Raw genomic sequence first — 21,206 nt, 5'->3', positions numbered from 1 at the left:
CCATTGAGCCATCACTCCCTATATTGCCCTGACCTCGAATCAGGCAGCCCATGCGCGTTTTCAGCGTTCCCGTATCCGTGCCGCTTCTGCGCACCGTCATTGCGGCGCTGGTCGATGGCCGGCTGGTCGATGGATTCGAGGCGCGCAACAATCCTCTGAACCTGGCGCAGGCGACGCTCTATCTGCCGACCCGGCGTGCCGGCCGGATGGCGCGGGAGATCTTTCTCGACGAGATGAAGACGGATGCTGCGATCCTGCCGCGCATCGTGGCGCTCGGCGATATCGACGAGGACGAACTGGCGTTCGCCGAAAGCTCCGAACAATTCGGTGGCGTGGCGCCGCTCGACATTCCGCCGCGGCTCGGCGAGCTCGAGCGGCGGCTGACGCTGGCCCATCTGGTGGCGGCGTGGGCCAAAACGCCGGTCTCCGCGCCGCTGGTGGTCGGCGGCCCTGCCTCGACGCTGGCGCTGGCCGGCGATCTGGCGCGATTGATGGACGACATGGTCACCCGCGGCGTCGACTGGAATGCGCTCGACAAACTGGTGCCGGACCAGCTCGATCGATATTGGCAGCATTCTCTGGAATTCCTGCGCATCGCGCGCAAGGCGTGGCCGCAGCATTTGCACGAAATCGGACGGATCGAACCGGCGGCGCGGCGCGACCTTCTGATCGACGCCGAGGCCGCGCGCCTGACTGCTCACCACAAGGGCCCGGTGATCGCGGCGGGTTCGACCGGCTCGATGCCCGCGACCGCCAAATTCCTGCACGTCGTCGCCAGGCTCAAACAGGGCGCGGTGGTGCTGCCGGGCTTGGATACCGATCTCGATGACGCGGCCTGGCAGACCATCGGCGGCATCAGAGACGCGCAGGGCAAATTCACCACGCCGCTGGCCTCGAACCATCCGCAATTCGCCATGCAAGGGCTCTTGGACCGGTTCGGTATCAAGCGCAGCGACGTCGAGATTCTGGGCACGCCTGCGCCTGATGGACGAGACGTGCTGGTCTCCGAAACGATGCGGCCGTCGACGGCGACCGAACAATGGCATGACCGGCTGGAGCAGCCTGACATTGCCGCGAAGATTTCGGGCGGCATGAAAAACCTCGCGGTGGTCGCGGCGCCCAATCCGGAGATGGAGGCGCTGGCGATCGCCGTCGCCATGCGCGAGGCGCGGCATCTCGGCAAATCGGCGGCATTGGTGACGCCGGACCGTGCGCTGGCGCGGCGGGTGATGGCAGCACTCGGCCGCTGGAACCTCGAATTCGACGATTCCGGCGGTGACGCGCTGATGGATACCTCCGCCGGAATCTTTGCGCGGCTGGTGGCGCAAGCCGCAGCGAAAGGGCTGGAGCCCCCGACCTTGCTGGCGCTGATGAAGCACCCGCTATTCCGGCTGGGTGGCGCGCATGGTGCGCTGAAACACGCCATCGAGGTGCTGGAACTGGCCCTGCTGCGCGGTACGCGGCCGCAAGCCGGAAGTGACGGCCTCGCGCGCGACTTCGATCGTTTTCGCGCTGAACTCAGGAAACTGAGGGATGGAGAGACCTCCTCGCTCCACGCGTCCGAGCAGCGCGCCAGATTGCGGGATGACGAACTCGATCAGGCGCAAGCGTTGATCTCGGCACTGCAGCAGGCGCTATTGCCGCTGGAAAGCATGGCGTCGTCGCAGCCCTATGACTTCGCTGAACTGGCGCACCGCCACCGCGAGGTGTTGATGGCCCTGTCATCCGATCCAACCGAAATCACCGTCGTGTTCGAGGGCGCCCAGGGATCGGCGCTGGCCTCGGCGTTTGCCGATCTGTTGGGCGAACAGAAACCGAGCGGGCTGATGGTGCAACTCGCTGATTATCCCGAATTGTTCCAGACCGCCTTCGCCGACCGCATGGTGCGGCGGCCGGAATCGGCGAGCGCGCATCTGCACATCTATGGCCAGCTCGAAGCACGCTTGACCGAATCCGATCGCGTGATTCTGGGCGGGCTGGTCGAAGGCGTGTGGCCACCGTCACCGCGGATCGATCCGTGGTTGAGCCGGCCGATGCGGCATGAACTCGGCCTCGATCTGCCGGAGCGGCGCATCGGGCTGTCAGCGCATGACTTCGCGCAACTGCTCGGCCACACCGACGTCATCCTGACCCATTCGGCGAAAGTCGGCGGCGCGCCGGCGGTGGCCTCGCGCTTCCTGCACCGGCTCGAGGCCGTCGCCGGCGAAGAGCACTGGAAGCAAGCCACGCAGGCCGGCGAGGACTATATCCGCTTCGCCGCCGAACTCGACCGGCCGGCAAAGATCGAGCCGATCCCGCAGCCCGCGCCAAGGCCGCCGCGCGCGACGCGCCCATTGAAATTGTCGGTGACGGCGATCGAGGACTGGCTGCGCGATCCCTACACGATCTACGCGAAATACATTCTGCGGCTCGACCCGCTCGATCCCGTCGATATGCCACTGTCAGCCGCTGATCGCGGCTCGGCGATCCATGAAGCGCTCGGCGAATTTACAAAGACCTTCGCCGACACATTGCCCGCCCAGCCTGCGCTCGCGCTGCGCGGCATCGGCGAGAAGTTTTTTGCGCCGTTGATGGAGCGCCCCGAGGCGCGGGCGCTGTGGTGGCCGCGGTTCCAGCGCATCGCCTCATGGTTCGCCGACTGGGAACTGGCGCGCCGCGATCACATCCACCGGATCGACGCCGAGATCAGGGGCGAGATCGGCATTCCGCTCGACAACGAACGAACCTTCATCCTTTCAGCCCGCGCCGATCGCATCGAGCAGCGCGCTGACGGCCGCTTCGCGATCCTCGACTACAAGACGGGCCAGCCGCCGACCGGCAAGCAGGTGCGGATGGGACTGTCGCCGCAACTCACGCTCGAAGCCGCGATCCTGCGCGAAGGCGGCTTCAAGGATATCGGCGCGGATTCGTCGGTCGCCGAACTCGCCTATGTCAGGCTGAGCGGCAACAACCCGCCGGGCGAGCATCGTTCGCTGGAACTGAAGATCAGGAATAACGACACGCCGCAGCCGCCGGACGAGGCGGCGGATTACGCGCGGCTGGAGCTGGAAAAACTGATCCGCAAATTCGAGGACGAGAACCAGGCCTACACTTCGTTGAACCTGTCGATGTGGTCGAACCGCTACGGCGCCTATGACGATCTCGCCCGGATCAAGGAATGGTCCGCGGCCGGCGGGTTGGGGATCGAGGAATGGTGAAGGCTCCCCGCATCATTCCGCCCAATGTGCGCGACACCCAGGCGCGCGCGTCCGATCCGGCGGCGTCCTCGTTCGTGTCGGCCAATGCCGGCTCGGGCAAGACCCATGTGCTGGTGCAACGCGTGATCCGGCTGCTGCTGGGTGGCGTGGCGCCGGAAAAGATCCTCTGTATCACCTTCACCAAGGCCGCCGCCGCCAATATGGCGGAACGCGTGTTCTCGACGCTCGGCCATTGGGTCACGCTCGACGATGCTTCGCTGGATGCCGCGATCAAGGAAGCGGGAATTGCGAATCCCAATGCAAAATTGCGAAAGTCGGCGCGGCAGCTCTTTGCTTGCGCGCTGGAGACGCCGGGCGGGCTGAAAGTGCAGACCATCCACGCGCTGTGCACGCGCCTGCTGCAGCAATTCCCGTTCGAGGCCAATGTGCCCGCGCGCTTCGCCGTGCTCGACGACCGCGACCAGAACGAGATGATGGAGCGCGCCAATCTCGCGGTGTTTCTGGAGGCATCGCGCCACCCCGACAGCGCGACCGGCCGGGCGCTCCGGATGGCGATGGCCAGTGCCGCCGACGTCACCTTCAAGGAGGTTGTGCGCGAGGCTTGCCTGAGCCGCGATCATTTCATGGCATGGACGGACACCGCCGGCAGCGCCCACGCCGCGGCGAGGCAGACCTCCGCAGCTCTGGGTGTCGATCCCGAGGACCGCATCGAAGATGTCGAGCGCGACATCGTCGATGGACCGAACCTGCCGCAATCTGAATGGGAGGCGATCGCGCGCGTTCTCGACACCGGAAGCAAGACCGACCAGGATCAGGCCGCCCGGCTTCGTTCAGGACTGATGTTCACCGGCGCTGCGCAGGTCGAAGAATATCTCGGCGTGTTTCTAACCGAGGCCGACCGCACGCGCCGCAAATCGGTGGTGACGAAAAAATTCGTCGACAACAATCCGGCCATTGGTCGCCTGTTCGAATCCGAGGCCGATCGCATCGCGCCGCTGATCGAACGCCGCCGCGCCGTGACGGCCCGCGACCGCACCGAGGCGCTGCTGCATATCGCAACCGCTTCTGCCGCGAATTACCGGCGCGAGAAGCTGGAACGTGGACTGCTCGATTATGACGATCTGATCGACAAGACGCTTCAGATGCTGGACCGCGTCTCCTCCGGCTGGGTCCATTACAAGCTCGACCGCGGCGTCGATCATGTGCTGATCGACGAGGCGCAGGACACCAGTCCGCGGCAATGGGACATTGTCGCGCACATCATTTCCGAATTCACCTCCGGCGCCGGCGCACGCGACGGCGTGATGCGCACCGTGTTCGCGGTCGGCGACGAGAAACAGTCGATCTTTTCGTTTCAGGGCGCGGCCCCCCGTGAGTTCGACCTGCGTCGGCGGGCGCTGAAGAAGAAATTCGAGGATGCCGGCCTGAAATTCGATCCGGTATCTTTCAACTATTCGTTTCGTTCCGGGCCGGCGATCCTGCATTCGGTCGATCATGTTTTCCGCGAGCAGGAGATATTCCGCAGTATCCACGCGGTCGAGAACGGATACCCGATCCATCATGCGCTGGAAGACGCCGGTCCCAGCCTGATCGATCTCTGGGAATTGGCCGTAGCCGACGACAGGCCTGATATGGAAGGCTGGCGCGCGCCGTTCGACGGCGTCGCAGTGACCAGTCCCGAGGTAAAGCTCGCCCGGCGGATTCAAGCCGAGATCAAAGCGCTGGTCGAAAGCGGCACCATGACCGGCAGCGCAGCTAGCCGCCGTCCACTGCGATATGGCGACATGCTGGTGCTGGTGCGCCGGCGTGGCAATGCGTTCGATGCGGTGATCCAGGCGTTGAAGCACGCAAATGTCCCGGTTGCCGGCGCCGACCGACTCAAACTGACTGAGCACATCGCGGCCATCGACCTGATGAATCTGGCGGACGCGCTGCTGCTGCCGCAGGACGATCTGGCGCTGGCGGTCGCCCTGAAGAGCCCGCTGTTCGGCCTCACCGACGACGATCTGTTCAAGCTGGCGTGGCAGCGCAAGGGATCGTTGCGCGCGGCACTGAGCGCGCGGGCCGCGACCGATGCAGGGCTGAGGGACGCGCTCTGGCGACTGGAGCAATGCGAGCGACGCGTCGCCAACGCGACGCCGTTTGCCTTCTATTCCTGGCTGCTTGGCGGCGACGGCGGCCGTGCGCGGATCCTGAACCGGCTCGGGCATGAAGCCAATGATGCGCTCGATGAATTTCTGGAACTTGCGCTGAGCTACGAGCGCAAGGCGCCGGCCTCGCTGCAGGGCTTCATGGCGTGGCTGCGTGCGGCCGACACCGAGGTCAAGCGCGACATGGAAATCTCGCGCGACGAAGTTCGCGTCATGACCGTGCATGGCGCCAAGGGCCTGGAGGCGTCCGTGGTGTTCCTGGTCGACACCACGACATCTCCCTCGGATACGCAGCGGCTGCGACTCATCAACCTGCCGCAGGGCAATGCTGGTCCGCACACCCCCGGGATCGTGGTTTGGGCCGGCCGCAAGGCAGAGGATCCCCCTGCCCTCGTCACCGCACGGGCGGCGATGCTAGGCGATACCGAGGATGAATACCGCCGCCTGCTTTACGTGGCGATGACGCGCGCGGCCGATCGCCTGATCGTCGGTGGCTGCATGCCCGGCAACAGGAAGGACGTTCGCCCCTCCTCCTGGTATGATCTTATCGGCAAGGGCCTCGACCGTTCCGAATTGCAGCTCGAGGAGATCAAGACATCGAGCGGCGTCGTGAAACGCTATTCTCGTTCCGAGAAAGTCGCGCCTGCCACGGGATCGGTTGCGCCGGCAAAGACGCCATCGATCGATTTTCCATCGTGGTTGCTGACCCCGGCGCAGCCGGAGCGTCCGGCGGAGGGTTTGCTGCGCCCGTCCGATCCTGCTGACGACGACAGCCATCCGGTCCGGTCAGGCGAATCGATCCTCGTCCGCGCCAAGGCGCTCAAGCGCGGCACGCTGGTGCACCGGTTGCTGCAGTCGCTGCCCGATATCGCCGCCGAACGCCGCCGGGAGGCCGCGCTGTCGTATCTCGCCCGCAACGCCGATGGTTGGACCGAGGACGAACGGCTCACGCTGGCAGAAAAAGCGCTGGCGCTGATTGCGGATGCCCGCTTTGCGCACGCCTTTGCGCCGGGCAGCCAGGCTGAGGTCTCGATCGTGGGGCGGCTGGACCGGCCCGGGCAGCCGCCGGCGCTGGTTTCCGGCCAGATCGACCGGCTGGTGGTAACCGAGCGGGAGGTTTTGATCGTCGATTACAAGACCAACCACGCCCCGCCCAAAACCGCGGACGAGGCTCCCCGGGGCTATGTCCGCCAGCTCGCGCTCTACCGGGCGGTACTTGCCAAACTTTATCCCCAGCTGCCGGTCCGGGCCGCACTGCTTTGGACTGAAGCGACTGATTTGATGGAGATTTCCGCCCCCGCGCTGGACGCGGCGCTGGCATCCTATCATCTCGACGTGACCGCGCTTGACCCGGCAAGGTCGCGTTCATAGGTTCGTCAATATGATCCGAGGCGCGATTCTCATCCGCGCGCCGTTTTCAACCGAACGAGGTATTCCCATGGCCGTTGGCAAGGTTTCTGACGCCGATTTCGAAGCCGAAGTGCTCAACGCGACCGGGCCGGTGGTCGTGGATTTCTGGGCCGAATGGTGCGGCCCCTGCCGCATGATCGCCCCGGCGCTCGACGAGATTTCCGGCGCGATGGGCGACAAGGTCAAGATCGTGAAGCTGAACGTCGACGAGAGCCCGAAGACGGCCTCGAAATACGGCGTGATGTCGATCCCGACCCTGATGATCTTCAAGGGCGGCGAGATGGCCTCCCGCCAGGTCGGCGCCGCGCCGAAGGCGAAGCTGCAGCAATGGATCACTGCCGCGGTCTGATCGGCTTCGACCGATTGTTATTGGAAACGGCCGGCTTACCGCCGGCCGTTTTGTTTTTCAGGTAATCCATCCCGTCGCCAGTGCGGAGGCCAACTCAAGCTGGCCGTTCTGCCGCGCCAGGGCCGCCATCGCCTCATGGTCGTAGGGCACATGGCGGAACGTCACGCGCCAAGCTCCATCGGCCAGTTCGAGGATCGCGTAGCGCGCGTCCGGCGTGCCGGCTTCGATCACATGCGGAAACGGATGGGTGTCGCGATAGCCGGGCGAGCCGACGCTGCCGGGATTGACGATTAGGCGGCCGTCACGAAGCCGCACCGTGCGCGCGACATGGGTGTGGGCGCACAGGATCAGCGGCTGCGTGATCCCTTCGGCCTGCTTCTCAATCGCATCGAGCGAGGCCATGCAAACGGTGCCGTCTGATATCACCGTGTCCAGCCAATAGACTTCGTCATGCGCGGGTGTCGCGTGGCAGAGAAACACAAGGTCGCGATAGACGCGCGTTGGCGGCAGCGCGCGCAGCCAGTCGAGATGGGTCTTGTCGAGTTGCGCATGCGCCGGCCGGTCCCAGGAACCCATCTTCTCCGGCGGCCGGTCGATCAGATAGCGGTCGTGGTTGCCGAGCACGTGTACGGCATCGAGCGCCATCAGGGCGTCCATGGTACGCCGCGCATCGAGCGGTCCGCTCGCCATGTCGCCGAGATTGACGATCTCTTTGATGCCCTGCGCGCGGATGTCGGCGATGACAGCTTCCAGCGCGAGATAATTTCCGTGCACATCGGCAATCGCGGCAAAGCGCATTATTCATTCCAATTACTATCGCAGCGTGAAGGACGCTGCACCGCGTCCGGGACACGAGGACCTCATGCAGGCGGCGTGCCATTGCGGGCCAGCACGTGGCCTGCGAGGTAGAGCGATCCTGTGATCAGAATGCGCGGCGGCACTTCGTAAGCCAGTTTCGACAGTGTTTGAAGCGCGGCTTCGACGCTGGCGGCGTTCTCCACGCGCATGCCCAGCGCGCGGGCGGCATCCGCCAGCCGGTCCGGCGGCATCGACGCCGCCATGGCCATCGAGCTTGCATTGTCGCGACCGGGGATCGGCACCGCCATGATATGGCGCGTCAGCCCGGCGAAATTGGCGAGGAACGCGCCCGCATCCTTGTTCGCCATCATGCCTGTTATGACGACCAGCGGCCGCGATACCCGCTCCTCGAGATCGCCCAGCGCCGCTGCGGCAACGCGCCCGCCTTCGGCATTGTGGCCGCCATCGAGCCAGATCTCGCAGCCCTGCGGTCCCTGCTCGACAAGCGCGCCCGCGACCAGGCGCTGCATCCGCGCCGGCCATTCGGCGTTGACAATGCCGGCCTCGAAATGGGGCATGCCGATCTTGAAGGCGTCGAGCGCACGCAAGGTCGCGATCGCGAGCCCGGCATTGTCGAACTGATGCCGGCCGAACAGTTTTGGCGCCACCAGATCCATCAGGCCGCGATCGTCCTGATAGACCAGCCGGCCGTGTTCGACGCTGACATGCCATTGCTGGCCGGCCGCATGCAGCGGCGCGCGCATGCGGCGCGCCTGCGCCTCGATCACATCAATCGCTTCCGGCGCCTGCTCGGCACAAACCACCGGCACATTGCGCTTGATGATGGCAGCTTTCTCACCGGCGATCGCAGTCAGCGAATTACCGAGGAATTCCGTATGATCCATGCTGACCGGCGCAATCACGCACGCGAGCGGCGCGTCGATCACATTGGTGGCGTCCAGCCGTCCGCCGAGGCCGACTTCCAGCAGCACGACATCGGCCGGATGCCGTGCAAACAAACAAAACGCCGCCGCGGTTTCGATCTCGAAAATCGTGATTGGATCGCCCGCGTTGGCGCGCTCGCAATCCTCCAGCACGGCGCACAATTCATCGTCATCGACCAGCACGCCACCACCGCTGCGGCCAAGACGAAAACATTCGTTGATCCGCACCAGATAGGGCGAGGTATAGACGTGGACGCGCAGGCCCGCGGCCTCCAGGATCGCGCGCAGATAGGCAATGGTGGAACCCTTGCCATTGGTACCGGCGACGTGAATCACCGGCGGCAGCTTGCTTTCAGGATGGTCGAGCCGCGCCAGCAGGGCCTGCATGCGATCGAGACCGAGATCGATGCGGCTGGGATGGAGCGCCGACAGCCGCGCGATCAATTCGTCGAGCGAAGGCTGCGGTCTGGCGGCGGGTGCGTTCACGCGTGGGGTGCGGCCGGCACCGCTTCCGGCGCCGAGACGATCTGGGCCGGGTCGGTGACCTGCGGCACGGCTTTCGACGCAACATCAGGCGCCGGCGACTTCGTCAGCAGCCGGCACAGCCGCGCCAGGGTGGGACGCATTTCGTGGCGGTGCACCACCATGTCGACCATGCCGTGGTCACGCAGATATTCGGCGCGCTGAAAACCTTCCGGCAGCTTCTCGCGAATGGTCTGTTCGATGACGCGCGCGCCGGCGAATCCGATCAGCGCGCCGGGTTCGGCGATCTGCACGTCGCCCAGCATGGCGTAGGACGCGGTGACGCCGCCGGTGGTCGGGTTGGTCAGCACGACGATGTAGGGCAGCTTTGCTTCGCGCAGCATCTGCACACCGACCGTGGTGCGCGGCATCTGCATCAGCGACAAAATGCCTTCCTGCATCCGCGCGCCGCCCGAGGCTGCGAACACGATGAACGGCGATTTCTTCTCGACCGCGAGCTCGAGCCCGCGCACGATCGCCTCACCCGCGGCCATGCCGAGCGAACCGCCCATGAAATCGAAATCCTGCACGGCCACGACGACGCCGGCGCCTTCGAGCTTGCCGTAGCCGACCTTGATGGCGTCGTTCAATCCGGTCTTGGCGCGCGCATCCTTGATGCGGTCGGCATATTTGCGCTCGTCGCGAAACTTCAGCGGATCGGCGGTCACGTCAGGCAGCGCGATATCGTACCAGGTCTCGTTGTCGAAGATCGACTTCAGCCGCGCCACCGCGCCCATGCGCATGTGATAGTTCGAGCCGGGAATCACGAACTGGTTGGCCTCGACGTCCTTGTAGAACACCAGCTGCCCGGAATCCGGGCACTTGATCCACAGATTCTCCGGCGTCTCGCGGCGCAGGATGCTGCGGATCTTCGGCCGGACGACGTTGGTGAGCCAATTCATGTTTCGCTCCGAAATGCGGTTGGACGCATCAGCTGCAATATATGGCGGCCCGGATCGGACCCGGCAAGCCGCTGGTAGCGCCTCATTCCACGCAATTATGGCTTATTCTGCGGCCTGTTTGGCGCCCCGGACGCCTTGGGCCAGGGCGGTAACGAGATCGGCAACGGCGGCGACCGATTTTCCGGTTGCCCGCCCCTCGGCGTCGAGAGTGCCGCGCAAAGCATCGACCAGCGCAGTGCCGACCACAGCACCGTTGGCCCGCTCGGCGATTGCACGCGCGGCATCCGGGGTACGAATGCCGAAGCCGACGCAAACCGGCAGCCTGGTGTGCCGCTTGATCCGGGCCACCGCCTCGCCCACCACGTTGGAATCCGCACTTGCACTGCCGGTGATGCCGGTAATCGAGACGTAATAGACAAAGCCGGACGTGTTCGCGAGCACCGCCGGCAGTCGCTTGTCGTCTGTGGTTGGTGTCGCCAGACGGATGAAATTCAAGCCGGCCTTCATCGCCGGCAGGCACAACTCGTCATCTTCTTCCGGCGGCAGGTCGACAATGATCAGGCCATCGACACCGGCCGTTTTTGCATCGGCGAGAAACTTGTCGACGCCGTAAATGTAGATCGGATTGTAATAGCCCATCAGCACAATCGGCGTGACTTCATCGTCCTTGCGGAAGTCGCGCACCATCTCCAGCGTCTTCTTCAAGGTCATCCCGGCCTTCAGCGCGCGCAGCCCTGCTGCCTGGATCGACGGCCCGTCGGCCATTGGATCGGTAAAGGGCACGCCGAGCTCAATGATGTCGGCGCCCGCGTTCGGCAGCGCCTTGATGATGTCGAGCGAGGTCTTCGGATCGGGATCACCCGCCATCATGTAAGTGACGAAGGCCGAGCGGCCCTGCTTGGCGAGTTCGGCGAAGCGCGCGTCGATACGGGTACTCACTTCTTCTCACCCTTCAAGATTTCAGCGACCTGCGGGATGTCCTTGTCACCGCGGCCCGAGAGATTGACGACCATCAAATGATCCCTGGGCCGCTTCGGCGCGAGCTCCACAACCTTGGCGATGGCGTGGGCCGATTCCAGCGCGGGTATGATGCCCTCCAGCCGCGACAGCAATTGGAACGCGGCGAGCGCCTCGTCGTCGGTGGCGCTGAGATAGGTGACCCGGCCGTTCTCATAGAGCCAGGAATGCTCCGGCCCGATGCCGGGGTAATCCAGTCCCGCCGAGATCGAATGCGCGTCCTGGATCTGGCCGTCATCGTCCATCAACAAATAGGTACGGTTGCCATGCAGCACGCCGGCCCTGCCGCCCGCGATCGAGGCCGCATGCAGCTGGGTCAGGCCGTGGCCCGCCGCCTCGACGCCGAAGATTTCGACCGAGGGCTCGTCGAGGAAGGGATGAAACAGGCCCATCGCATTGGAGCCGCCACCGATGCAGGCGACCAGCGAATCCGGCAGCCGGCCCTCGGCTTCCTGCATCTGCTCGCGGGTTTCGTCACCGATTACGCACTGGAAATCGCGCACCATCATCGGATAGGGATGCGGCCCGGCGATCGTACCGATGCAGTAGAAGGTGTTGTGCACGTTGGTGACCCAATCGCGCAGCGCCTCGTTCATCGCGTCCTTCAGTGTGCGCGTCCCTGATTGAACCGGGATCACCTTGGCACCGAGCATTTCCATGCGGAACACGTTGGGCGCCTGACGCGCGACGTCGACCGCGCCCATATAGACGATGCATTCCAATCCGAACCGCGCGCACAAAGTCGCAGTGGCGACGCCGTGCTGGCCGGCGCCAGTCTCGGCGATGATGCGCTTCTTGCCCATCCGGCGCGCGACCATGATCTGGCCGAGCACATTATTGACCTTGTGCGAGCCGGTGTGGTTGAGCTCCTCGCGCTTGAAATAGACCTTTGCGCCGCCGAGATGCTCGGTCAGGCGCTCGGCGAAGTACAGCGGCGACGGCCGGCCGACATAGTGCTTGAGAAAGCCCTTCATTTCCGCAGCGAACGACGGATCGGCCTTGGCCTTGGCGTAGGCCTTCTCCAGATCCAGGATCAGCGGCATCAGCGTTTCGGCAACGAAGCGGCCACCGAAATTGCCGAAATGCCCGCGCTCGTCGGGGCCGGTGCGGAAGGAGTTTGGCAAGGGATTTGACTGACCTGGATTCATCGGACCATCAATTCTTCGGTGGCGCGCGCAGCGCGGATAAAATCGCGGATCATGTCGGGATCCTTGACGCCGGGCGAACGCTCGACGCCCGAGGACACATCGACGCCGCCCGTACGCGTGACGCGAACGGCCTCGGCGATGTTGGAGGCGTTGAGCCCGCCCGAAACCATGAACGGCAGTTCGAGGTCGAGCTTTTCAAGCAGGTGCCAGTCGAACACGGCCCCCAACCCGCCCGGGCGGGTAGCCTCTTTTGGCGCACGGGCGTCGAACAGGATGCGGTCGGCGACCGCAGCATAGCCTGCGAGCGGCGCGAGATCGGCCGCGGTCTCGACCGGAAGCGCTTTCATCAGCGGCAGGCCGAACTTTTGTTTGATGTCGCGCAGCCGCGCGGTGGTTTCCTTGCCGTGCAGTTGCAACATGTCCGGCCGCAGGGTCTCGACGATATTCTCGAGCGTCGCGTCGTCGGCATCGACCGTGAGCGCCACCTTGACGGAGCGGCCCTTGGCCTGCTTGCCGAGCTCGCGCGCGGTCTCGAGGCTGACATGCCGCGGCGACGGGGGGAAGAACACGAACCCGACCATGTCAGCGCCAGCCCCGAGTGCGACGTCGAGCGTCTCGCGCGTGGACAGGCCGCAAATTTTGACGAGCAGGGACATGGTCTCTCAGGCGCGGCTTTCAAGCCGCCAGAACGGGGTGGAACGGAGCTGATTGGGCGGGTTCTACAACGTCGCGCCCTGCTTGTCTCGCCCGGCGGCCCCGTAAATGCCGCGCGGCGCCGGTGCCGCAAGCTGCGGCACCCCGCCCCGGGAGACCGCCTCCGCGGCGCGCAGATCGGCTATTTCCGACCGCGCCCGCCGGGCCTCGGCCTCGTGCCGGCGTGCGGCGCGGCGCCAGCGGCGCTGGCGGAACCAGGTCGCCATGCCGCCTGCCGCGACCCCCAAAATCGCGACTGCAATAATCACGACGAACAGCGGCATCGACACCGCGACCGACGGATTGACGGAATCGAACGGATCGAACGACACCGTCACCGAATGACGGTTGGCGACCGCAAAGACGATGAAGATGACGCCTAGGGGAATGACGACCAGCGCCGAGAAGAATTTTCGCATGACCATCTCTCGCAGTGCGGACTCTCGAAGCAGCTGACGTCGGCGGGCACGTGTCCCGCAACGCGGCACCCGATCGTCAGAACCCGGTGGGGTCTTTTACCTGACGCGTTTTCTTCACGCGAACCGGGGTCCACTTCGCTTGAAAACGCTATGGTTACGCGCCGGCCTCGGGCGAACCGCCTTCGCGGTTCAGCCGCTCACGCATTTCCTTGCCCGTCTTGAAAAACGGGACGCTCTTCTGATCGACCGGCACATGCGCGCCGGTGCGTGGATTGCGCCCTGCGCGGGCTGGACGATGCTTGACCGAGAAAGCGCCGAAACCGCGGAGCTCGACACGGTCGCCGCGCGCCAGGGCAGCGACGATCTCATCGAGAATCGCGTTTACAATGTTCTCCACATCCCGCTGATAAAGATGCGGGTTGTGCTCGGCGATGCGCTGAACAAGTTCGGATTTGATCATCGAGACTGGGGTCCACTGTCGTGCGGACTTCCATTTCCGTGAAAATGCCTTGAACTGTCAAGACGCTAAATCAATTTTGGGCCACGCGAAATGACGTGACAAATGGCCCGGAAAGGGGTTGTCGCAACACCCGCAATGCGGGAGGACCGCGCCAAACCTCGCCTGCGCAGCTTCAATTGGAGGCCGCGGGCCGCCACAGTGCCAGCATACCGTCCAGCGCCAGCTGGTCGACGGCTCCTGTGACGCCGGCCTGCTCGATCTGACGCGCGATCGCGCTCAGGCCGAGCGCATCGAAGCTGACGGACGCGACTGCGCGCAGGAAAGTCATGTCGCCGAAGCGCGGGGTCAGCTTGAAATCGCGCACCGGCAGATCGCTCTTGATCTTCTTCTCGGCGACCAGCCATGCCACCGCGGTTTTCTCGTCGCCGAGCTGATCGACCAGCTTCAGCTCGACCGCCTGGCGGCCGGTGAACACGCGTCCGTCCGCGACTTTTTCGAGCAACGCCTCGTCCATGCCGCGCCGCGTCTTCACGAGGCCGCGGAACCAGGCGTAAGAGTCCTTGACCAGCGCGTCGAGTGCCGCCCGCGCCTCCGGGCTGGTTGGCTCAAAGCCGTTCGGCGCCGCCTTGAGCGGCGAGGATTTCACTTCCTCGACCTTGACGCCGACGGTCTTCATCAACTCGGTGAAATTCGGAAACTGAAACAGCACGCCGATCGAGCCGACCAGTGAGCTCTGCTGCGCAATGATGTGATCGGCCGCAAGCGCCCCGATGTAACCGCCCGAGGCGGCCAGCCCCTCGACCACCACGACCAGCGGCTTCTTGGCCTTCAGCCGCGTCAGCGCATCATAGAGCTGCTCGGAGCCGGCGGTGGTGCCACCCGGCGAATTGATATGCACGATGACGGCGGCGGCCGATGATTTCTCCAGCCGCTCCAGCGCCTCGACGCGTTGCTGATCGCTGCGAATGAGGCCTTCGATATTGACCCGGGCGATCGAGCCGGACACCGACAGCGACGAGCGGCCGGCGGGTGTCGCCAGCACACCGACGACAACGACCGCGGCAAGCACGACCACGGCCGCCACCAGGCGCCAGAAAGTCAGCTTGCGGCGTATCCTGCGGCGATCGACGATCACGTCCGAATCGAGCGACATCGAAATTCTCCTGAGGTCAGCAGCGCGTTTTGCCTTCGCAGCGTCACCAGCGCGTTATCCAATTACAACAATTGCGACGCAATATGAAGAAAACAAGGCCCGTTAGCTTGCGTTTGTAGCCCGGATGGAGTGCAGCGCAATCCGGGACAGGTCGACCCGCGGCAAGACAGCCCCGGATTTCGTGGAGCCTGTCATCGGGCGCGCATTCGCGCGACCCGGTGGCTCCATCCGGGCTACGCCCTCCCGAAAAGGGGAGAAGGGAAACAACAAAAAAGGCCCCGGTCGAAACCGGGGCCTGGTCTTTGCGAACAGGGAAGCTGCGCTTACTTGTCGCGGTTCTTGAGCGCGGTGCCGAGAATGTCGCCCAGCGTCGCTCCCGAATCGGAGGAACCGTACTGTGCGATGGCTTCCTTCTCTTCGGCAACTTCCAGCGCCTTGATCGAGACCTGCACCTTGCGGGCCTTCTTGTCGAACTGGATCACGCGGGCATCGACCTTCTCGCCGACGGCGAAACGCTCGGCGCGCTGATCGTTGCGGTCGCGGGCGAGTTCCGACCGCTTGATGAAGGTGGAGAAATCGGTTCCCGAGATCTTCACCTCGATGCCGGCTTCCTTCACTTCGAGCACTTCGCAGGTCACGACCGCGCCCTTCTTGACGTCGCCCGGCTCTGCGAAGGGGTCGCCTTCGAGCTGCTTGACGCCGAGCGAGATGCGCTCCTTTTCGACATCGACGTCGAGCACCACGGCCTTGACCATGTCGCCCTTCTTGAAGTTGTCGATCACCTGCTCGCCCGGAAGCTTCCAGTCGAGGTCGGAGAGATGGACCATGCCGTCGACGTCGCCGTCGAGACCGAGGAACAGACCGAACTCGGTCTTGTTCTTGACCTCGCCTTCGACGGTCGCACCGACCGGGAACTTCTCGACGAAGACCTCCCAGGGATTGCGCATGGTCTGCTTGAGGCCGAGCGAGATGCGGCGCTTGACCGAATCCACTTCGAGAACCTGCACTTCGACTTCCTGCGAGGTCGAAACGATCTTGCCGGGGTGCATGTTCTTCTTGGTCCACGACATTTCCGAGACGTGGATCAGGCCTTCGATGCCCGGCTCCAGTTCGACGAACGCGCCGTAGTCGGTGATGTTGGTGACGCGGCCGGTGAAGCGCGCGTTCAGCGGATACTTCGCCTCGATGCCCTGCCACGGATCGTCCAGCAGCTGCTTCATGCCGAGCGAGATACGGTGGGTCTCGTGGTTGATCTTGATGATCTTGACCTTGACGGTCTGGCCGATGGTGAGCACCTCGGTCGGGTGATTGACCCGGCGCCAGGCGATATCGGTGACGTGCAAGAGGCCGTCGATGCCGCCGAGATCAACGAACGCACCGTAATCGGTGATGTTCTTGACCACGCCGTCGATCACCTGACCCTCTTCGAGGTTCTGCACCAGTTCCTGGCGCTGCTCGGCGCGCGTTTCTTCGAGAACCGTGCGGCGCGACACCACGATGTTGCCGCGGCGGCGATCCATCTTGAGGATCTGGAACGGCTGCGAATTGTTCATCAGCGGCGCGACGTCGCGGATCGGGCGGATATCGACCTGCGAACGCGGCAGGAAGGCCACCGCGCCGTCGAGATCGACGGTGAAGCCGCCCTTGACCTGGTTGAAGATGACGCCGTGAACCTTCTCGTTGTTGTTGAAGGCCTTCTCGAGCTTGCCCCAGCTTTCCTCGCGGCGCGCCTTGTCGCGCGACAGCACGGCTTCGCCGAGCGCATTCTCGATCCGGTCGAGGAACACCTCGACTTCGTCGCCAACCTTGAGTTCGCTGTCGCGGCCGGGTCCTGCGAATTCACGCAGCGCCACGCGGCCTTCGGTCTTCAGGCCGACGTCGATGACGGCCATGTCCTTTTCAATTGCAACTACCTTGCCCTTGATGACGGAGCTTTCCTGCAAATTGCCGCCGGCGAAGGATTCGTCCAGCATCGCAGCGAAATCGTCGCGGGTAGGATTATAAGAAGCAGCAGTCGAAGCCATTTGTTCTCCAGATGCGGGTATCGCCGGCCATTCGGGTTAAGGGGCGTATCGCGCGTGAAGTGTCAGGGGTCCGCAAACCCTAACGACCGCTCTTGCGGGAGGCGCAAAAGCGGGCCGGCAGCATGCCTGCACGTTCGATACGTTGAAATATCCGGGGCCTGAAATATCGACTTCAAGAACCTGGAGCGGGCGTTCCTCCAATGACGGCAGGGGCTAAAACCGCCTGCCGGCCCGCTCGGACAGCCCTGATCTCATCGATGGCGGCCCGGATGGCCGGTGATATAGCCCCAAGGGGTCTTTTCGGCAAGCGGAAATGCCCGATTTACGGGGCTTTAACGCTGACGGATGCTCGCCATGGGCCCATGTTTTCAACGCCTTGTTCACCGCATGACGCAAAAGGCCCGCGGTGTCAGGCGCGATGGAACCCGACCTTAAGGGCCGCCCCCGACGATGACACGGTTCAAAAACAGGGGGAGTGCCACCATGAAGAGCCTGATCGCTCTGACCGCAATCGCGGTATTTACCGTCGCTACGGCCGTTGCCGGCAAGTCGGCCTATTTTGCGACCGATAAGGCGGTTGCCGCGGCCAAATCGAAGCCCGTGCTGATGGCCGAACAGCGGTTGCCGTTCGACCGCGACCGCTCGAAGAATTAGACCAAAAACTTCAGCGCCCGGCGCGGACGGCCTCGACGATCGCGATCGCGGCGCGAACGCCGCCTTCGATATCGAGATTGGAATTGTCCAGGACATGTGCGTCGGGGGCCGCCTTCAGCGGCGCCGCGGCCCGATTGCGGTCCCGCTCGTCGCGCTTGAGAATATCGGCCAGCACCAGCGCTTCGTCGGCCGCTTCACCCCGCGCGAGCGCTTCCAGCGTGCGGCGGTGGGCCCGCACCTTTGGGTCGGCGACGACGAAGATCTTCACGTCCGCATTCGGGCAAATCACGGTGCCGATGTCGCGCCCGTCGAGTACCGCGCCGGGCGGATCGGCCGCGAACTGGCGCTGAAAACTGACCAGCGCTTCCCGCACTGTGGGAATGGCCGACACCACCGAAGCGGCATCGCCGATCCGCTGCGATTTCAGTTCGGGATGGCCGAAATTTTCCGGATCGAGCGCCATCGCGGCAGCGACCGCTCGGGCTTCATCGGTAAGATCAAACCCACTGTCCAGCAGCATTTTGGCCACGGCGCGATAAATCACGCCGGTATCGAGGTGACGATAGCCGTAGTGCTGCGCGAGCCGCTTGCCCAGCGTGCCCTTGCCCGAGGCGGCGGGTCCGTCGATGGCGATGATCATGAGCGCCATGTGCGACAGACCGGCCGTGGCGGTCAAGGCCATGCGTCAGAGGTGATGGGGCCACCGCTCGGGGAGACGGCCGCCTCACCGCCGGGAAACCTGAATTCCGTGATGCGGACATAGGCGCGCCGGATGCGTCCAAATGTGCCTCGCCCCCGCCGCTGTGCGTCTCTATCCTGAGACCAGCCGGGGCATTCCATCGCATCAGTGAATCGCCCGATTCAAAAAAATGATAACGGCCGGAGGGATACGATGAGCACCATTTCACGACGTCAATTTATTGGCAGCGCCGCAGCAGCCTCGGCGATCCCGTTGTTCGGGAGTTCGGCCCAGGCGCAGACCGACTGGCCGACCAAGCCCATCAAGATCATCGCCGGCTATCCCGCCGGAGGTCAGACTGATCTATTTGCGCGGACCTATGGCGAATATATCCGGGCCACCACGGGCCAGAACGTGGTGGTAGAAAACAAGGCGGGTGCCTCGGGATCGGTCGCGGCGGTTGAAGCCAAGCGCGCCGCGCCCGACGGCTACACGCTGATGTTCACGATCTCGACGACGATGATCATGAACCGCGTTCTGATCAAGGACATCGCTTACGACGCCGACAAGGATTTCACCCTCGTCTCGATCATGCCGGCGGGCAGCCTGCCATTCGTGGCCGGCGAGAAGACAGGCGCCAAGACTCTCGCCGAATTTGTCGCGTACGCAAAGAAGGCCGAGAAGATCAACATCGGCACCTATGGCGCAGGGTCATACGCGCACATGGCGGTCGCCGAAATGAACAAGCAATACGGTCTCAAGATGGAAGCGGTGCACTATCGCGGCGAAGCGCCAATGTGGACCGATCTGGCCGGCGGATTTATCGATGGCGCCCACGGCAGCTACTCCGCGGCGTTGTCCGTGCTGCAGAGCGGCCGCGGCCGCGCGGTCGCCGTCTCACGCAAGCGCATGTCGACATTGCCGGACGTCCCTTCCTTTGCAGAGCAGGGCACCACATCGCCGATCTTCAAGCTGACCGGCTTCCAGTCCTGCGCCGTGCCGACAGGTACGCCGCCGGAAATCGTTCAGAAGCTGTCAAAACTCCTCGTCGAGGGCGGCAAGACTGAAAAAGTACTGCAGCTGATGAAATCATTCGGCGTCGACGACACCGCGATGACCTTCGAGGAGACGCAGAAACTGTACAAGGAAGAAGCGCCCATCTGGCTCGAGGCGGTGACCAGCCTCGGGCTTGCGCCGTCCTGAACCACGCAAGCCTCCGCCTTATGAAAACTCGGCTCCGAGCCCGCGCATCATCGGAATGAAATCCGGAAAGCTGGTGGCGATGAAGCTGGTGTCATCGACCTTGACCGGCTTGTCGGCGGCGAGCCCCATCACCAGCGCCGACATCGCGATGCGATGATCCATGTGGGTGGCGACGAGGCCGCCGCCGGGCACGTGGCCCCTGCCCTCGACGATCAGATCGTCGCCCGCGACCTCGACCTTGACGCCGTTGACGCGCAGCATGTCGGCGGTCGCCTCCAGCCGGTCGGATTCCTTGACGCGCAACTCCTGCAGGCCGCGCATGATGGTGGTGCCTTCGGCAAACGCGGCCGCCACCGCGAGCACCAGATATTCGTCGATCATCGACGGCGCGCGCTCCGGCGGCACTTCGACGCCGCGCAGTTTTGAGGCGCGCACGCGCAGGGTGGCCATCGGCTCGCCGGCGTCGCCGCGCACGTCGCTCTCCTCGATCGAGGCTCCCATCTCGCGCAAGGTCGTGAACAGGCCGGTGCGCAGCGGATTGGTCATGACGTCGGAGAAGACGACGTCGGAGCCCTCGACGATCAGCGCCGCGACGATCGGGAACGCCGCGGACGAGGGATCGGCGGGCACCACGACATCGGCGCCATGCAGTTCGGGCTGGCCGGTGAGCGCGATCTTGCGGCCATGGCTGCCTTCGCTGGTCGAGACGATCTGCGCGCCAAAATGCTTCAGCATCAGTTCGGTATGGTCGCGACTCGCCTCCTGCTCGATCACGGTCGTGACGCCCGGCGCAGCAAGGCCCGCCAGCAGCACCGCCGATTTGATCTGGGCGGAGGCCACTGGTGTCCGGTACAGCATCGGCACGGGATCGCGGGCGCCATGCAGCGTCAGCGGCAGGCGGCCGCCTTCCCTGGCCTCGCCGGTCCTGGCGCCCATCAATTCCAGGGGATCGAGGATCCGCCGCATCGGCCGCGAACGCAGCGAGGCGTCCCCGTCGAAAACCGCCGAAATTGGGCAGCCGGCCACCGCCCCCATCACCAGCCGGCAACCGGTGCCGGAATTGCCGAAATCGAGCGGGTTTGCGGGTTGGGCGAAGCCCGCCACCCCGACGCCCCTCACCTGCCAGGCAAACGAGCCTGTTCGTTCGACCTTGGCGCCCAGCGCCTGCATCGATTTCGCCGTATTGAGCACGTCTTCGCCCTCAAGCAGGCCGGAAATCGTGGTCTGGCCGACCGAAAGCGCCCCCAGAATCAGGGCCCGGTGCGATATCGACTTGTCGCCGGGAACCCGTACTTTACCGGTCAGGGAACCGCTCGAGCGGGATTCCAGCGGGGTCGGGTGGGCTGCAAGCCGGTCTGAATGGGTCAAGATTGTGTCCTCTCGCGCAGGGCGGCAGGTATCACATAGGCAAGCCAGCGTCACGCGGCCGTCTCATACGCGCAAACCGCTATTGACAGCGGGCTAGCAACTAGCCAAGTGAAGCA

17 protein-coding genes are annotated in these 21,206 nt (G+C 64.3%); 5 read left to right on the top strand and 12 right to left on the bottom strand.

Going from position 1 to position 21,206, the window contains the following annotated elements:
- Positions 1-50: 50 nt before the first annotated feature.
- The 3 genes from addB to trxA all read left to right on the top strand — a co-directional run bounded on the left by addB (position 51) and on the right by trxA (position 7,106).
- Positions 51-3,197, top strand: a complete 3,147-nt coding sequence (addB, locus tag JQ575_RS04335) for a double-strand break repair protein AddB (RefSeq protein WP_212032026.1) — start codon at positions 51-53, stop codon at positions 3,195-3,197.
- Complete coding sequence (addA, locus tag JQ575_RS04330; RefSeq protein ID WP_212032025.1) at positions 3,191-6,718, top strand: double-strand break repair helicase AddA; 3,528 nt, start codon at positions 3,191-3,193, stop codon at positions 6,716-6,718. The genes addB and addA overlap by 7 nt, the downstream gene beginning before the upstream one ends.
- A 67-nt stretch (positions 6,719-6,785) precedes the next feature.
- Positions 6,786-7,106 carry a thioredoxin gene (gene trxA, locus JQ575_RS04325; RefSeq protein ID WP_192736238.1) on the top strand — a complete coding sequence of 107 codons (321 nt, stop codon included), beginning with the start codon at positions 6,786-6,788 and terminating at the stop codon, positions 7,104-7,106.
- Positions 7,107-7,163: 57 nt separating this feature from the next.
- On the opposite strand, the gene JQ575_RS04320 is transcribed toward trxA, so the two are convergent.
- The 10 genes from JQ575_RS04320 to rpsA form a co-directional block, all read right to left on the bottom strand.
- Complete coding sequence (locus tag JQ575_RS04320; protein ID WP_212032024.1) at positions 7,164-7,904, bottom strand: metallophosphoesterase; 741 nt, start codon at positions 7,902-7,904, stop codon at positions 7,164-7,166.
- A gap of 62 nt (positions 7,905-7,966) precedes the next feature.
- The gene (locus JQ575_RS04315) at positions 7,967-9,334 is read right to left on the bottom strand and encodes a folylpolyglutamate synthase/dihydrofolate synthase family protein (protein ID WP_212032023.1); all 1,368 of its coding nucleotides are present in this window, start codon (positions 9,332-9,334) and stop codon (positions 7,967-7,969) included.
- Positions 9,331-10,272, bottom strand: coding sequence for an acetyl-CoA carboxylase, carboxyltransferase subunit beta (gene accD / locus JQ575_RS04310; protein WP_192736235.1), 942 nt, complete (start codon positions 10,270-10,272; stop codon positions 9,331-9,333). The genes JQ575_RS04315 and accD overlap by 4 nt, the downstream gene beginning before the upstream one ends.
- A 102-nt stretch (positions 10,273-10,374) precedes the next feature.
- Positions 10,375-11,211 carry a tryptophan synthase subunit alpha gene (trpA, locus tag JQ575_RS04305; RefSeq protein WP_212032022.1) on the bottom strand — a complete coding sequence of 279 codons (837 nt, stop codon included), beginning with the start codon at positions 11,209-11,211 and terminating at the stop codon, positions 10,375-10,377.
- Positions 11,208-12,437: a tryptophan synthase subunit beta gene (gene trpB, locus JQ575_RS04300; RefSeq protein WP_212032021.1), complete on the bottom strand. Its 1,230-nt coding sequence runs from the start codon at positions 12,435-12,437 to the stop codon at positions 11,208-11,210. Before trpB ends, trpA begins: the two co-directional genes overlap by 4 nt.
- On the bottom strand, positions 12,434-13,093 hold the full coding sequence (locus tag JQ575_RS04295; RefSeq protein ID WP_212032020.1) for a phosphoribosylanthranilate isomerase: 660 nt from the start codon (positions 13,091-13,093) through the stop codon (positions 12,434-12,436). Before JQ575_RS04295 ends, trpB begins: the two co-directional genes overlap by 4 nt.
- 63 nt (positions 13,094-13,156) lie before the next feature.
- A complete protein-coding gene (locus JQ575_RS04290; protein WP_212032019.1) occupies positions 13,157-13,549 on the bottom strand; it encodes a lipopolysaccharide assembly protein LapA domain-containing protein in 393 nt (130 codons plus the stop codon).
- A 154-nt stretch (positions 13,550-13,703) separates the two neighbouring features.
- Positions 13,704-14,009, bottom strand: coding sequence for an integration host factor subunit beta (locus tag JQ575_RS04285; RefSeq protein ID WP_192736230.1), 306 nt, complete (start codon positions 14,007-14,009; stop codon positions 13,704-13,706).
- Positions 14,010-14,181: 172 nt separating this feature from the next.
- Positions 14,182-15,162, bottom strand: coding sequence for a signal peptide peptidase SppA (sppA, locus tag JQ575_RS04280; protein ID WP_212032018.1), 981 nt, complete (start codon positions 15,160-15,162; stop codon positions 14,182-14,184).
- 323 nt (positions 15,163-15,485) lie between these two features.
- Positions 15,486-17,186 (bottom strand): 30S ribosomal protein S1, encoded by a 1,701-nt coding sequence (gene rpsA / locus JQ575_RS04275; protein ID WP_192736228.1) that lies wholly within the window; start codon positions 17,184-17,186, stop codon positions 15,486-15,488.
- A gap of 483 nt (positions 17,187-17,669) precedes the next feature.
- Here rpsA and JQ575_RS04270 point away from each other — a divergent pair, with 483 nt between their 5' ends.
- On the top strand, positions 17,670-17,840 hold the full coding sequence (locus JQ575_RS04270; RefSeq protein WP_212032017.1) for a hypothetical protein: 171 nt from the start codon (positions 17,670-17,672) through the stop codon (positions 17,838-17,840).
- A gap of 10 nt (positions 17,841-17,850) precedes the next feature.
- On the opposite strand, the gene cmk is transcribed toward JQ575_RS04270, so the two are convergent.
- Positions 17,851-18,480 (bottom strand): (d)CMP kinase, encoded by a 630-nt coding sequence (cmk, locus tag JQ575_RS04265; RefSeq protein ID WP_212032119.1) that lies wholly within the window; start codon positions 18,478-18,480, stop codon positions 17,851-17,853.
- A gap of 252 nt (positions 18,481-18,732) precedes the next feature.
- Here cmk and JQ575_RS04260 point away from each other — a divergent pair, with 252 nt between their 5' ends.
- A complete protein-coding gene (locus JQ575_RS04260) occupies positions 18,733-19,722 on the top strand; it encodes a tripartite tricarboxylate transporter substrate binding protein (protein WP_212032016.1) in 990 nt (329 codons plus the stop codon).
- Between the two features lie 18 nt (positions 19,723-19,740).
- On the opposite strand, the gene aroA is transcribed toward JQ575_RS04260, so the two are convergent.
- Positions 19,741-21,090: a 3-phosphoshikimate 1-carboxyvinyltransferase gene (gene aroA / locus JQ575_RS04255; RefSeq protein ID WP_212032015.1), complete on the bottom strand. Its 1,350-nt coding sequence runs from the start codon at positions 21,088-21,090 to the stop codon at positions 19,741-19,743.
- Between the last annotated feature and the right edge of the window lie 116 nt (positions 21,091-21,206).

It is taken from the genome of Bradyrhizobium sp. JYMT SZCCT0428 (genome assembly GCF_018131075.1).
GTDB lineage: Bacteria > Pseudomonadota > Alphaproteobacteria > Rhizobiales > Xanthobacteraceae > Bradyrhizobium.
The sequence above is the reverse complement of the archived record's forward strand: the minus strand, read 5'-3'. Positions and strand labels throughout refer to the sequence as shown.